The organism is Oryzomicrobium sp. (genome assembly GCF_036820405.1).
Lineage (GTDB): Bacteria > Pseudomonadota > Gammaproteobacteria > Burkholderiales > Rhodocyclaceae > Oryzomicrobium.
The window spans coordinates 1-12,959 of the sequence record NZ_DAISLS010000024.1 but is presented as its reverse complement, the minus strand read 5'-3'; the positions used below and the strand labels follow the sequence as shown (position 1 = coordinate 12,959).

The window sequence follows — 12,959 nt, the reverse complement described above, 5'->3', positions numbered from 1 at the left end:
TGGCCACTTTCTGTCGCCGGACAGAAAGTGGCTCGCCGTCAGGCGAAACCCGGCGGTTCAGGTCGGGAAGGCGCCAGGCGAGGGGTGAGGTTTAGCACCCGAAGATCCGACAGATGTAGGGCGATACATGAATAAATCTAATGTATTTTCATCGGATAAAAACAAAGGTCCGCGCCAGTATTAGAGATCGGGGATGCTCCCGAAAAAATACATGAACAAAATTAAAGTATCGCGGATGCTGTTGCAGGGCGAGGGCGAGGGCGAGGGCGAGGGCGAGGGCGGCCGTAGACGCAAAAACGCCGACGGACCCAAAGGTGCCGCCGGCGTTACCGGATAGGGCGATGCAGTGGTGCGGGTTGGGCGCTAAAGCTCAGGCCGCCTCGCTGCCGCTCGGGGGCAATTCGGCGTTGCCCAGGGCGGTGGTGTTGAAGCCCCCGTCCACGTACATGGTTTCGCCGGTCATCCCGGAAGCCAGGTCCGAAAGCAGGAAGGCCGCCGCGTTGCCCACCTCGTCGATGGTCACGTTGCGGCGCAGGGGGGAATGGTGGGCGTTGTAGGCCAGCAGCTTGCCGAAGCTGCCGATGCCGGAGGCGGCCAGGGTGCGGATCGGGCCGGCGGAGAGGGCGTTGACCCGGATGCCCTGGGGGCCGAGGGACACCGCCATGTAGCGGGTGGCGGCCTCCAGGCTGGCCTTGGCCAGGCCCATCACGTTGTAGTTGGGCATGGTGCGCTCGGCGCCCAGGTAGGAGAGGCACACCAGGGACGGCTTGTTGCCCTTTTCCAGCATCGGCCGGGCGGCCTTGGCCAGGGCCGGGAAGCTGTAGGACGAGATGTCGTGGGCGATGTGGAAGGCTTCCCGGGACAAGCCGTCGAGAAAGTCGCCTTCCAGGGCCGCGCCGGGGGCGAAGGCGATGGAGTGCACCAGGCCGTCCAGGCCGTCCCAGCGCTTGCCCAGTTCGGCGAACAGGTTGTCGATGTCGGCGTCGTTGGCCACGTCGAGGGGAAAGAGCAGGTCGCTGCCGAATTCCTCGGCGAACTTGCCGACCCGGTCCTTGAAGCGCTCGATCTGGTAGGTGAAGGCGAGCTGGGCGCCTTCCCGGGCGCAGGCCTTGGCTATGCCATAGGCAATGGAATGCTTGGACAGGAGGCCGGTGATGAGGATGCGTTTGTCGGCGAGGAAACCCATGGATTTTTCCTTGTAGTCCCTGAAACGGAGCGCCGCCGATTATAAAGGAAAGCCGTCAAACGGTCGTTCGTGCGGCAATGGCGGGGGCGGGGCCATTTTTCGCTACACTCGCGCCATGTCTCTCTTCCGCTTCCCGTGCCGCGCATCCCGTCCCCGCCTGCCGGGGATGCTGCTGGCGGCCCTCCTGCTCTCCCTGGCCGCCTGCGACGGCGAGTGGAACAACCCCTATCCGGCCGACCAGTCCGGGCGAAACATCCTCTACACGGCGTTTACCGACCGGCCCAAGCACCTGGACCCGGTCCAGTCCTACACCGAGGACGAGATCACCTTCACCGCCCAGATCTACGAGCCGCCGCTCCAGTACCACTATCTGAAGCGGCCCTACGCCCTGATTCCGGCCACGGTCGAGGCGGTGCCCGAACCCCGCTACCTGGACGCGGCCGGCCGGCCCCTGGCGGCGGACGCCCCGGCGGAGCAGGTGGCCCAGAGCGTCTATGAATTGCGCCTCAAGCCGGGCATCCGCTTCCAGCCCCACCCGGCCTTCGCCGTGGACGCGGCGGGCAATCCCCGCTACGACCGGCTGGACCGGGCGGCCCTGGCGGGTATCAACGGCATCGCCGATTTCGCCCACACCGGCACCCGGGAACTGACCGCCGACGACTACATCTACGAGATCAAGCGCCTCGCCCACCCCCATTTGCATTCGCCGATCTTCGGCATGATGAGCGAGCTGATCGTCGGCCTCAAAGACCTGGGCGCCCGGCTTCAGGAGGACGCCAAGGCCCTGCCCCCCGGGGGCTGGCTCGACCTGGACCGCTACGACCTGCCCGGGGCGGAAAAGGTCGATGCCCACACCTGGCGCATCCACATCAAGGGTAAGTACCCCCAGTTCGCCTACTGGCTGGCCATGCCCTTCTTCGCCCCGGTGCCCCGGGAGGTGGACCGCTTCTACAGCCAGCCGGGCATGGCCGAGAAGAACCTGATCCTGGATTGGTGGCCGGTGGGCACCGGCCCCTTCATGCTCTCCGAGAACGACCCGAACCGGCGCATGGTGCTGTCGCGCAACCCCAATTTCCGGGGCGAGACCTACCCCTGCGAAGGCGAGGCGGGGGACCGTCAGGCCGGGCTGCTGGCCGATTGCGGCAAGGTCCTGCCGCTCATCGACCAGGCCGTGTTCACCCGGGAGAAGGAAAGCATTCCCTACTGGAACAAGTTCCTCCAGGGCTACTACGACGCCTCGGGCATCGCCTCCGACAACTTCGATCAGGCGGTGCGCCTGGGCGGCAGCGGCGAGGCCACCCTCACCGACGAGATGCGCGCCCAGGGCATCCGTCTGCTCGCCGGGGTGCGCGCTTCCACCTTCTACATGGGCTTCAACCTCCGGGACCCGGTGGTGGGCGGCCTCACCGACGCTGGCCGCAAGCTGCGCCAGGCGGTGTCGATCGCCATCGACCAGGAGGAGTTCATCTCCATCTTCCTCAACGGCCGCGGCGTGCCCGCCATGGGGCCCCTGCCGCCGGGCATCTTCGGCTACGAGGACGGCAAGGCCGGCATCAATCCCCGGGTCTACGACTGGGTCGCGGACCCGGCCAAACCGGAGGGTGGCGAGGCCCGGCGCAAGTCGGTGACTGAGGCCAAGCGCCTGCTGGCCGAGGCCGGCTGGCCCAACGGGCGCAACGCCAAGACCGGCGAGCCCCTGGTGCTCAACCTGGACACCACCTCCGGGGGCATGGGCGACAAGGCCCGGCTCGACTGGCTGACCCGCCAGTTCGCCAAGATCGACGTGCAGTTGGTGATCCGCTCCACCGACTTCAACCGCTTCCAGGACAAGGTGCTGCGTGGTGCGGTGCAGATGTACTTCCTCGGCTGGAACGCCGACTATCCGGACCCGGAAAATTTCTTCTTCCTGCTCCACGGCAAGGAAGCCAAGGCGGTCAGCCAGGGCGAGAACGCCTCCAACTACATCAACCCCGAGTTCGACCGGCTGTTCGAGCGCATGAAGAACATGGAGAACACCCCGGAGCGGCTGGCCATCATCCGGCGCATGCTCGCCATCCTCCAGGACGACGCGCCCTGGGTGTTCTCCTTCTACCCCAAGAGCTACACCTTGAGCCACGCCTGGCTGAGCAACCGCAAGCCCATGGAAGTGGGCAACAACGCCCTCAAGTACCAGCGCATCGACCCGGTGCTGCGCGAGCGCAGGCGGGCCGAGTGGAACCGGCCGGTTTTGTGGCCCCTGCTGGTGGGCATCCTGCTCGTCGCCGCCCTGGTGGTGCCGGCGTTGCGCCAGGCCCGGCGCCGGGCACCGTGAGGCGGCGGCCGTGTTCATCGCCAAGACCGTCCTGCTCTTTCTCGTCACCGCCGTGGCCGAGATCGTCGGTTGCTACCTGCCCTGGCTGTGGCTGCGCCAGGGCGCCCCGGCCTGGCTGCTGCTGCCGGCGGCGGCCTCCCTGGCCCTGTTCGCCTGGCTCTTGACCCTGCACCCCGCCGCCAGCGGCCGCATCTACGCGGCCTACGGCGGCGTCTACGTGGCGGTAGCCCTGGCCTGGCTGTGGGGCGTGGACGGGGTGCGGCCGACCCGCTGGGACCTGCTCGGCGGGGCCGTCACCCTTGCGGGCATGGCCATCATCATGTTCGCCCCCCGGGAGGGTTGAGGGCGGCGGGGCAGGGGGAGGAAGAGGCCCAGGCCGGGCTCAGGCGTCCAGCCAGTCGATGATCGGCTGCCACTGTTCCAGGTCCCGTTCCACCTTGGCCGGGGCCAGGTCGAACAGGGTGGCGCCCTGGGCAGCGGCCTGGACGTAGAGCTGGGTGTCGCGCAGGAAGGCGAGCACCGGCAGGTCGTAGGCGGAAAAGAAGCGTTCCAGCTCGCCGGCGGCCCGGGTGCGGGCGTCCACCCGCATGCCCACCACGCCGAACTTGACCTGGCCCTTGCGCACCGCCTTTTCGGCCTGGAGCACTTCCAGGAAGCGCCGGGTGGCGAGGATGTCGAATAACGAGGGTTGCACCGGCACTAGCACGTGGGTGGCGGCCTTGAGGGCCTTGTCCAGGGGCTTGCCGTGGAAGCCGGCGGGGGAATCGAGCACCGCGTGGGTGGTGCCCCGGGGCGGTTTGGCCGGGGCGCCGGGGGCCAGGTCCCAGGTGGCGATCGGCGCCAGGAAGCCCGGCCGCAGGGCCAGCCATTCCCGGGACGACTGCTGCACGTCCAGATCGCCGAGCATGACGGCGTGGCCCCGGCGGGCCAGGTAGCCGGCCAGGTTGGTGGCCAGGGTGCTCTTGCCTGCGCCCCCCTTGGGGTTGGCAACCAGGACCGCGGTCATCGTCGTTCTCCCGTGTGCGTGGATGGCGAAAAGCCCCGATTCTCGCATTTTCTCACCGCGTTTCACCGGGCATCGCGCCGGGGTTCGGCATGGGAGCGGAGCTTGGCAGCGTCTGCGGCCCACGCCGAATCCCACCGGGGGGCCAACCATTGCTATAGTCCGGCCATGTTCGCCTACCTGGTCCGCCGCCTCGCCTATGCCGTGCCCATCCTGCTCGGGGTGAACCTGCTCACCTTCGCCCTGTTCTTCGTGGTGAACACTCCGGACGACATGGCGCGCATGCAATTGGGGGTGAAGCGGGTGACGGCGGAGGCCATCGCCAAGTGGAAGGCGGAGCGGGGCTACGACAAACCCCTGTTCTTCAACGGGGCGGCCGACGGCACGGCCAAGCTCACTGACACCATCTTCTATGCCAAGTCGGCGCGCATGTTCGTCGGCGACTTCGGCGCCGCCGAGGACGGCCGGGACATTGCCCGGGAGATCGCCACCCGCATCGGCCCGTCCACCGCCCTGGCCGTGCCCACCTTCATCGTGGGCCTGCTGGTCACCGTTTCGGCGGCGCTGCTGCTGGCCTTCGTGCGCGGCACCCGGCTCGATTTCTGGGGCGTGGTGGCCTGCGTGGCGGCCATGTCCGTCTCGGGCCTGTTCTACATCATTTTCGGCCAGTGGCTGTTTTCCAAGGCGCTGCGGCTGGTGCCGATCTCGGGCTATGCCGACGGGCTGTCGGCCTTCAAGTTCCTGGTGCTGCCGGTGGCCATCGGCGTGGTCGCCGGGCTGGGCTCGTCGATCCGCTGGTACCGCACCCTGTTCATCGAGGAAATCGGCAAGGATTACGTGCGCACTGCCCGGGCCAAGGGCCTGGGGGAGGGCACGGTGCTGTTCCGCCACGTGCTCAAGAACGCCATGATCCCCATCCTCACCGGGGTGGTGGTGGTGATTCCCCAGCTGTTCCTCGGCAGTCTGCTGATGGAATCCTTCTTCGGCATCCCTGGCCTGGGCAGCTACACCATCGACGCCATCAACGCCCAGGACTTCTCGGTGGTGCGCGCCATGGTCTTCATCGGCTCGGTGCTGTACATCGCCGGGCTGATTCTCACCGACCTGTCCTACACCCTGGTGGACCCCCGGGTCCGCTTCGACTGACGTTTCCGCCGCCATGCCCTTCCAGCCCGTCCTGCTCTGGTCCGACGCCGTACTGTGGCTGCTCGTCGGCCTCTTGGCGACCCTGGCCGTGGTCTCGCGCCGCGCGCCGCCCCTGGCGGCGGCCTGGCGCAAGGTGGGGACGAGCCGTGTCGGCATGGCGGCGGCCACCCTGCTGGCGGTGTTCGCCCTGATCGGCCTGGCCGATTCCTTGCACTACCGGTTGGCCCTGCCGGCCGAGCCGGGTAAGCCAGCGGCCTACGGGGTGGAAGTGCTGTCGGTGCTCGACGGCGCCCTGTCCGGCCTGCGCGGGCGCAATGAAAAGACCTATTCGGCGCCCCTCGCCACCCAGTCCTACGCCATGGAAACCGCCATCCTGGCGAACGGCGGCCAGCAGCGGGATTTTCCGCCGCTGCGCTATGGCGGCGCCCAGCTCAAGCCCGGTGATAGCTGGATGGCCGACGTGACGATGCGCGGAATCAGCGGGGTGGTGGCTGGAGGTCTGCTCTGGTGGCTGATCTCCACGGTGCTGCTGTGGAACGCGAGGCGTGGCGCGGCGCCTGGCGATGCCATCGCGCAGATCGAGCCCTGGCGCGGCGTTCGGGCCATCTTCATGAAACGTCCCCCGGGCAGTTTCGCCTGGGACGCGGTGCTGGCGACCCTGCTGGTGGTGTGCCTGATCGCCGGCAAGCTCACCGCCCTGTCGGCGGGCTACCACGTCTTCGGCACCGACAAGGTGGGCCAGGACGTGCTCTACCAGGTGCTCAAGAGCGTGCGCACGGCCCTGGTGATCGGCCTGGTGACGACCCTGGTGACCCTGCCCCTGGGCATCCTGCTCGGCATCGCCGCCGGCTACTTCGGCGGCTGGATCGACGACGTCATCCAGTACCTGTACACCGTGCTCAACTCGATCCCCGGGGTGCTGCTGATCGCCGCCGCAGTGTTGATGATGCAGGTGGTGATCGACACCCATCCCGAGTGGTTCGCCACCGCCGCCGAACGGGCCGACCTGCGCCTCTTGGCCCTGTGCTTCATCCTCGGCGTCACCAGTTGGACCGGCCTGGCCCGGCTGCTGCGCGGCGAGGCCCTCAAGCTGCGCGAACTCGATTACGTCCAGGCCGCCCAAGCCTTCGGCGTGGCCCCGTTCACCATCCTGCTGCGCCACATCCTGCCCAACGTCCTGCACATCGTCATCATCACCCTGGTGATGGATTTCTCCGGCCTGGTGCTGTCCGAGGCGGTGCTCTCCTACGTGGGCATCGGCGTCGATCCCACCACCATCAGCTTCGGCACCATGATCAACAACGCCCGCATGGAACTGGCCAGGGAGCCGGTGGTGTGGTGGTCCCTGGTGGCCGCCTTCGCCTTCATGTTCGCCCTGGTGCTGGCCGCCAACCTGTTCGCCGACGCCGTCCAGGCGGCCTTCGATCCGCGCCGGAGCGCCCAATGAGCGCCGCTCTCATCTCCGCCGCCCCTGCCGACACCCTGTGCGTGCGCGACCTGTCGGTGGGCTTTGCCACCGCCGGACGGGTGCTCACCGCCGTCGATGGCGTTTCCTTCGACCTGGTGCCCGGCGAAACCCTGGCCCTGCTCGGCGAATCGGGTTGCGGCAAGTCGGCCACCGCCCTGGCCCTGCTGCGCCTGCTGCCCGACGCCGGGCGCATCCTCGGCGGCCGGGCCGAGCTTGGCGGCGACGACCTGCTCGCCCTGCCGCCGGCGCGCCTGCGCGACGTGCGCGGCAACCGGCTGGCGATGATCTTCCAGGAGCCGGCCACCAGCCTCAACCCGGTGCTCACCGTGGGGCAGCAGATCGGCGAGGTGCTGGCCCGCCACCTGGGCCTGGCCGGCGAGGCCGCCCGGGCGCGTAGCGAGGCCCTGCTGCGCCAGGTGGGCATCGCCGACCCGGCGGCGCGGCTGGCGGCCTATCCCTTCCAGCTCTCCGGCGGCATGAAGCAGCGGGTGATGATCGCCATCGCCCTGGCCGCCGAGCCGCGCTTTTTGCTCGCCGACGAGCCGACCACCGCCCTGGACGTGACCATCCAGGCCCAGATCCTGGCTCTGCTGCGCGACCTCCAGGCACAGCGCGGCATGGGCATGCTGCTCATCACCCACGACCTGGGCGTGGTGGCCGAGGCAGCCCACCGGGTGGGGGTGATGTACGCCGGCCAGTTGATCGAAACCGGCCGGCGCGACGATTTCTTCCGCCGTCCGGCCCATCCCTACACCCAGGCCCTGTTCGCCGCCCTGCCCGACGTGGCCCGGCGCGGCCGCCGCCTGCTCGCCTTGCCGGGCCAGGTGCCGACCTTGGCGCGCATGCCCGAGGGCTGCCGCTTCGCCCCGCGCTGCCCCAAGGCCTTCGCCCGTTGCGGCAGCGAGGCACCTGCCTGGTGGCCGGTGCTCGGGGCGGAGGAGGGCGGCCAGCAGGTACGCTGCCATCTCTACGATCCGGCGGAGGCGGCGCGCTATCGGGAGGCTTTCCCGCCGGCGCCCGAGCCCGCCGTGGCGGGTTGCGGCACAGATGCTACGGCGATGGTTACGGCCGGGCTGGATGCGGCAACGCCGGCGGCCTCGGATGCTCCGGGGGCTGCCCCCCTGCTCGACGTGCAGGACCTGCAAGTCCATTTCCCCATCCGTCGCGGCCTGTTCAAGCGCACCGTGGGCTGGGTGAAGGCGGTGGATGGCGTCTCCCTGCATCTGGAGCGGGGGCGCACTCTGGCCCTGGTGGGGGAATCGGGCTGCGGCAAGACCACCGTGGGCAAGGGCATCCTGCGCCTGCTGCGCCCCACCCGGGGCGGGGTGGCCCTGGCCGGCCGGCCGGTGCCGGACCACGGGCGCCAGGCCCTGGCGCCTTTTCGCCGGCAGATGCAGATGGTGTTTCAGGACCCCTTCGCCTCCCTCAATCCGCGCCTCACCGTGGGCGCCATCCTGCTCGAAGGCATGACCGCCCTGGGGCTGCCCGGGGGCAAGCCCGGCGCGGCCGAGCGGGAGGCGGCGGTGGCCGCCCTGCTCGACCAGGTGGGATTGCCGGCGGAGGCGGCGTACCGCTATCCCCACGAATTCTCCGGCGGCCAGCGCCAGCGCATCGCCATCGCCCGGGCCCTGGCGGTGCAGCCCGACCTGCTGGTCTGCGACGAGCCGACCTCGGCCCTGGACGTGTCGGTGCAGGCCCAGATTCTTAACCTGCTGGCGGAGTTGCAGGAACGCCTCGGCCTCGCTTACCTGTTCATCACCCACAACTTCGCCGTGGTCGAATACCTGGCCCACGAAGTGGCGGTGATGTATCTGGGGCGCATCGTCGAGCGGGGCACGGTGGACGAGGTGCTGCGCGACCCGCGCCATCCCTACACCCGCACCCTGCTGGCGGCGGTGCCGCGCATCGCCGCAGCGGGCGAGGGTGCCGTGGGCAACGTTGCCTCCCCCGGGGAGACGCCGTCCCCCGCCAATCCCCCCGCCGGCTGCCACTTCCAGCCGCGCTGCCCAGAGGCGGACGCCGCGTGCCGGGCCCGCTATCCGGAGGAAACCCGGCTGTCCCCCACCCGGGTGGTGCACTGCCACCGCTGGGCTGGCAAGGATGTACCGCCGATGCCGGATAAATAGGCCAGGGCGTTTTTTTCCTGGCGGAAGGGGCCGCTACGGTCTACAGTCGTTTCAAGGTTTGTTGCGACGATTACCGTGTCGTCGCCTCCGCAACGGCTGCCTTGATGATGGCAAGGTCCGGCCCGAACCGGCTGCGGCTTCACGGCATTCTCGCCTGGACGGAGGCTGATAAGCCCCTGGCGAAAAGGCAAAAGGCGCGTGTTGAACGCGCCTTTTGCTTTTGTGGGGTTGGGAGAACCGGATCAGTCGTTGCGGGCCAACTGGATGGTGAGGGTCTGGCCAGGCTTGATGCTTTGGGCCGAGACCTTGTTCCAGCGTTGCAGATCGCTCTGGTCCACCTTGAAGTGCTTGGCGATGGAGGCCAGGGTGTCGCCGCGGCGGATGGTGTAGCGGGTGATCTTGGGCGCGCTGGCCTTGGCCTGGGCCGTCTTGCCCCCCTTGCCCTCGGCCTTCACCACCACGGTGGCGGCGCCCTTGCCCGGCTTTTCCTGGGCACGCTCAGGAGCAGCCTTGGACGACAAGGTGAGGGTGGTGCCCAGGGCCACCTTGTCGCCCTTCAGGCCGTTGAGCTTCTTCAACTCGGCCAGGGGCACGTCGTAGCGCTTGGCGATGGAGAACAGGGTCTCGCCCTTGCCCACCTTGTGGCTGCGCGGCGCGGCGGCAACCGCCGCCGGGGTGGAGGCGGACGTAGTGGCAGAGGCACTTGCCGGCGCGGGGACGGCGGGCACCGGGGCCGTCATTTCCGGCAGGGCCGCCAGGGTGGCTCCGGTGCGCACCGGCACCAGCAGCACGGCGCCGTTGGGCACCTTGGCCTTGGGGGCGTAGCCGTTGATGGTCTTGATCTCCACCACCGACAGGCCGTACTGCATCGCCACCTTTTCCAGCTTCTCGCTGCGTTGCAGGACGTGGGTGCCCCAGGATGAGAGGGGCTTGTCGTGGGATTCCAGATTGCTCAGGAAGGTCTCCACCTTGTCCGAGGGGATCACCAGGTGGGCCTCGCCCTTGATCACCGGCCGGTTGTGGGCCGGGTTGAGGGCGACGAATTCCTGCACCGGCATTTCCGCCAGCTTGGCCGCCACCTTGACGTCGATGTCGGCGGGCTTGGGCACGGTGGCGAAGTAGGGAGTGTTGGGCAGGGGGGGAATGTCCAGCTGGGCCAGCAGGCGTGGGCTGGAGAAGATGTTCTTCAAGGCCTGCAGCTTGGGGACGTAGTTACGCGTCTCCGCCGGCATGGTCAGGTTCTCGTAGTCGGTAGGCAGGCCCTTGGCGCGGTTCTTGGCCATGGCGCGCTGCACGGCGCCTTCGCCCCAGTTGTAGGAGGCAAGGGCCAGGTGCCAGTCGCCCTGCATCTCGTAGAGGTTTTGCAGGTAGTCCAGGGCGGCGCCGGTGGAGGCGACGATGTCGCGGCGCTTGTCCACCCACCAGTTCTGTTCCAGCTTGTAGCTTTTGCCGGTGGAGGGGATGAACTGCCACAGGCCCACGGCGTGGCTGCGCGAGTAGGCCATGGGGTTGTAGGCGCTTTCCACCATGGGCAGGAAGGCCAGCTCGGTGGGCAGGCCGCGGCGCTCGATCTCTTCGACGATGTAGTGCAGATAGCGGCGGCTACGCTCCACCATGCGGCGCAGATAATCCGGCCGGTTCATGTACCAGGTCTGGTTCTGCTCCACCTGGTCGTTGCTCAGGGTGGGCATGGCGTAGCCGTTGCGGATGCGCTCCCAGAGATCGTTGGGGGATTCGGTCAGGTCGATGGTGCGGGGCAGCACCGTCGGCGCGGCCACTTCGCGGACCTGGAGGCCGTTTTCGTTGGCGTTGCCGGCTTCGCCGCCGGACGGGGCTGCCGCCTGGGGTGCGCCGGTGGGCACTGCCACGGCCCAGGCGGCCGGAGCGGCGGGGCGCTCGGGGGCTTCCGCTGGGGCGGGGGAGGAGTAGCCGTTGAGGGAGGGGGCGAAGGAGAGGCGGAGGGGGACGTCGCCGGCGGTGGTCTGGGCCCCTGCGGGGGCGGCCAGGGCGCAGCCGAATAGGAGGGAAAGGAGATAGGGATGTGGGATGTTCCGCATCGGAGATTCTCGCTGAGTGGTCCCCGTGCCCCGAGGGGTACGGAGGGGCCCACCCCCGCGTCGCTCGCCGGGGCACGCCGTATCAATCGTCACAGGTCACCGGCCTGCGCTTGTTGGGGCGCTGCCGGGCCGTCCGGATCGGACGTCACAAAACTGCAGAATTATAAAAGGCTTCGGCCCGATAAACCTGACGCAGCCGAAGCCCGGGTCAGGCCGGCAATGGAGCGTCCGGCTCCAGGGCTTGCCAGATGGCGCCCAGGGCGGCAGCGGCCCCGTGCTTGACCGGGTAGTCCACCAGGGGGCTGAGGGGCGTCTGGCCCGGGTTGATCTCCACCGTCGGGATGCCGTTGGCCAGGGCCCACAGGACAGGCTCGGCGATGTAGGGGAAAACGCTGGAGGTGCCGATCGACAGCACCAGATCGAAGCCTTCGTCCATGGCGTCGGCCAGGGTGGTCATGGCCTTGATCGGCAGGGCCTCGCCGAACAGCACCACGTCCGGCCGCAGGGCCGAGAAGCAGCGCGGGCAACTGGGCGGGATGGCCAGGTCTTCGTAGCTGGGTACGCTGGCCCGGTAGCTGCAACGCACGCAGCGCAGCCGGTGCAGGGTACCGTGGACTTCGACCAGGTTGCGGGTACCGGCATCCCGATGGAAGCCGTCGATGTTCTGGGTGAACACCAGCAGATAGGGCAGCTTGCGCTCCAGGGCGGCCAGCACGCGATGGGCCGGGTTGGGGGCGGCCTGGCGGCAGGTGCGCTCGATCTGGATCAGGTATTTCCAGGTGATTTCCGGACGGCGGGCGAGCATGTCGCCGGACAGGGCGTCCTCGATGGGCATGCCGTCGCTGGTCAGCTCCCCTTCGTAGAGTCCGCCTACGCCGCGGTAGGTGGGCAGGCCCGAGTCGGCGGAGATGCCGGCACCGGTGATCGCCAGAACCCGGCGCGAGGTGCGCAGTAGGGCAGCAATCTGGGCGATCTGCTCGTCGGACGGGGAAGGGGAATGGGACATCGTGGAACCCCGCGTGAATCATTTCGCCACCCCGGCCGAATCGTGGCCAAAGTTGCAGAAACGAGGGCGAAAAGCAAAAAACCGGCACTAGGCCGGTTTTTCGTATTTTTTGGCGGAGCGGACGGGACTCGAACCCGCGACCCCCGGCGTGACAGGCCGGTATTCTAACCAACTGAACTACCGCTCCGCGCGGTAACTGCTATTTCCGATTTTCTCGGAAACCAGTGATTGCCACTGGCAACCACCTAGTGTAGGTGGCGTCCCCACGGGGATTCGAACCCCGGTTATCGCCGTGAAAGGGCGGTGTCCTAGGCCTCTAGACGATGGGGACCCGTTCTTCAGTTTTGGTGGAGGTACGCGGGATCGAACCGCGGACCTCTTGCATGCCATGCAAGCGCTCTCCCAGCTGAGCTATACCCCCAACCGATGGATCGAGATATTAGAGAAGTTTCCTTCGCTTGTAAAGAGGGTTTTGCAAAAAAACTGCTTTTCCCTGCTTTTTCTCGATTCAATCTTTAAAAGAACAAGCTTTCTCATCCGAAAACGTTTTGGCTGGAACGTTTCGAGGAGAAAAAACCGGCCGAAGCCGGTTTTGGTGTTGCTGGCGGAGCGGACGGGACTCGAACCCGCGACCCCCGGCGTGACAGGCCGGTATT

The 12,959-nt window shown here is 67.9% G+C and carries 10 protein-coding genes and 3 tRNA genes; 6 read left to right on the top strand and 7 right to left on the bottom strand.

All coding sequences use genetic code 11. The annotated features are described in order from the left end of the window. Positions 1 to 370: 370 nt before the first annotated feature. The gene (gene fabI / locus V7Z98_RS17635; protein WP_293264806.1) at positions 371 to 1,186 is read right to left on the bottom strand and encodes an enoyl-ACP reductase FabI; all 816 of its coding nucleotides are present in this window, start codon (positions 1,184 to 1,186) and stop codon (positions 371 to 373) included. Positions 1,187 to 1,301: 115 nt separating this feature from the next. On the opposite strand from fabI, the gene V7Z98_RS17630 reads away from it, so the two are divergent. Next, complete coding sequence (locus tag V7Z98_RS17630) at positions 1,302 to 3,497, top strand: ABC transporter substrate-binding protein (RefSeq protein ID WP_293264804.1); 2,196 nt, start codon at positions 1,302 to 1,304, stop codon at positions 3,495 to 3,497. Between the two features lie 10 nt (positions 3,498 to 3,507). Then, positions 3,508 to 3,840 (top strand): YnfA family protein, encoded by a 333-nt coding sequence (locus tag V7Z98_RS17625; protein WP_293264802.1) that lies wholly within the window; start codon positions 3,508 to 3,510, stop codon positions 3,838 to 3,840. Positions 3,841 to 3,879: 39 nt separating this feature from the next. Here the strand turns inward: V7Z98_RS17625 and V7Z98_RS17620 are convergent, their stop codons facing one another. Next, positions 3,880 to 4,503 carry a ParA family protein gene (locus tag V7Z98_RS17620; protein WP_334159395.1) on the bottom strand — a complete coding sequence of 208 codons (624 nt, stop codon included), beginning with the start codon at positions 4,501 to 4,503 and terminating at the stop codon, positions 3,880 to 3,882. Between the two features lie 165 nt (positions 4,504 to 4,668). On the opposite strand from V7Z98_RS17620, the gene V7Z98_RS17615 reads away from it, so the two are divergent. Genes V7Z98_RS17615 through V7Z98_RS17605 form a run of 3 tightly spaced genes read left to right on the top strand, consistent with a single transcriptional unit; the run spans position 4,669 to position 9,240 of the window. Further along, positions 4,669 to 5,646, top strand: coding sequence for an ABC transporter permease (locus V7Z98_RS17615; protein ID WP_293264822.1), 978 nt, complete (start codon positions 4,669 to 4,671; stop codon positions 5,644 to 5,646). Between the two features lie 13 nt (positions 5,647 to 5,659). Beyond that, positions 5,660 to 7,093: an ABC transporter permease gene (locus V7Z98_RS17610; protein ID WP_334159394.1), complete on the top strand. Its 1,434-nt coding sequence runs from the start codon at positions 5,660 to 5,662 to the stop codon at positions 7,091 to 7,093. Next, positions 7,090 to 9,240 (top strand): ABC transporter ATP-binding protein, encoded by a 2,151-nt coding sequence (locus V7Z98_RS17605; protein WP_334159393.1) that lies wholly within the window; start codon positions 7,090 to 7,092, stop codon positions 9,238 to 9,240. Before V7Z98_RS17610 ends, V7Z98_RS17605 begins: the two co-directional genes overlap by 4 nt. 242 nt (positions 9,241 to 9,482) lie before the next feature. On the opposite strand, the gene V7Z98_RS17600 is transcribed toward V7Z98_RS17605, so the two are convergent. The 5 genes from V7Z98_RS17600 to V7Z98_RS17580 form a co-directional block, all read right to left on the bottom strand. After that, positions 9,483 to 11,297, bottom strand: coding sequence for a LysM peptidoglycan-binding domain-containing protein (locus tag V7Z98_RS17600; RefSeq protein ID WP_334159391.1), 1,815 nt, complete (start codon positions 11,295 to 11,297; stop codon positions 9,483 to 9,485). A 208-nt stretch (positions 11,298 to 11,505) separates the two neighbouring features. After that, the gene (locus V7Z98_RS17595; protein WP_293264792.1) at positions 11,506 to 12,303 is read right to left on the bottom strand and encodes an NAD-dependent deacylase; all 798 of its coding nucleotides are present in this window, start codon (positions 12,301 to 12,303) and stop codon (positions 11,506 to 11,508) included. 110 nt (positions 12,304 to 12,413) lie between these two features. Further along, positions 12,414 to 12,490, bottom strand: a tRNA-Asp gene (locus V7Z98_RS17590). 68 nt (positions 12,491 to 12,558) lie between these two features. Further along, positions 12,559 to 12,634 (bottom strand) — tRNA-Glu (locus tag V7Z98_RS17585). 14 nt (positions 12,635 to 12,648) lie between these two features. Further along, positions 12,649 to 12,724: transfer RNA gene (locus V7Z98_RS17580), tRNA-Ala, on the bottom strand. Here V7Z98_RS17580 and V7Z98_RS17575 point away from each other — a divergent pair. Further along, positions 12,692 to 12,959 (top strand): hypothetical protein (locus tag V7Z98_RS17575; RefSeq protein ID WP_334159389.1); only part of this gene is annotated, 268 nt, incomplete at its 3' end. The two genes, V7Z98_RS17580 and V7Z98_RS17575, sit on opposite strands and share 33 nt — an antisense overlap.

Excerpts from the sequence above, each read along its gene's own strand:
- fabI (WP_293264806.1), bottom strand. The coding sequence starts at position 1,186 with ATGGGTTTCCTCGCCGACAAACGCATCCTCATCACCGGCCTCCTGTCC.
- V7Z98_RS17630 (WP_293264804.1), top strand. The coding sequence starts at position 1,302 with ATGTCTCTCTTCCGCTTCCCGTGCCGCGCATCCCGTCCCCGCCTGCCG.
- V7Z98_RS17620 (WP_334159395.1), bottom strand. The coding sequence starts at position 4,503 with ATGACCGCGGTCCTGGTTGCCAACCCCAAGGGGGGCGCAGGCAAGAGC.
- V7Z98_RS17615 (WP_293264822.1), top strand. The coding sequence starts at position 4,669 with ATGTTCGCCTACCTGGTCCGCCGCCTCGCCTATGCCGTGCCCATCCTG.
- V7Z98_RS17610 (WP_334159394.1), top strand. The coding sequence starts at position 5,660 with ATGCCCTTCCAGCCCGTCCTGCTCTGGTCCGACGCCGTACTGTGGCTG.
- V7Z98_RS17605 (WP_334159393.1), top strand. The coding sequence starts at position 7,090 with ATGAGCGCCGCTCTCATCTCCGCCGCCCCTGCCGACACCCTGTGCGTG.
- V7Z98_RS17600 (WP_334159391.1), bottom strand. The coding sequence starts at position 11,297 with ATGCGGAACATCCCACATCCCTATCTCCTTTCCCTCCTATTCGGCTGC.
- V7Z98_RS17595 (WP_293264792.1), bottom strand. The coding sequence starts at position 12,303 with ATGTCCCATTCCCCTTCCCCGTCCGACGAGCAGATCGCCCAGATTGCT.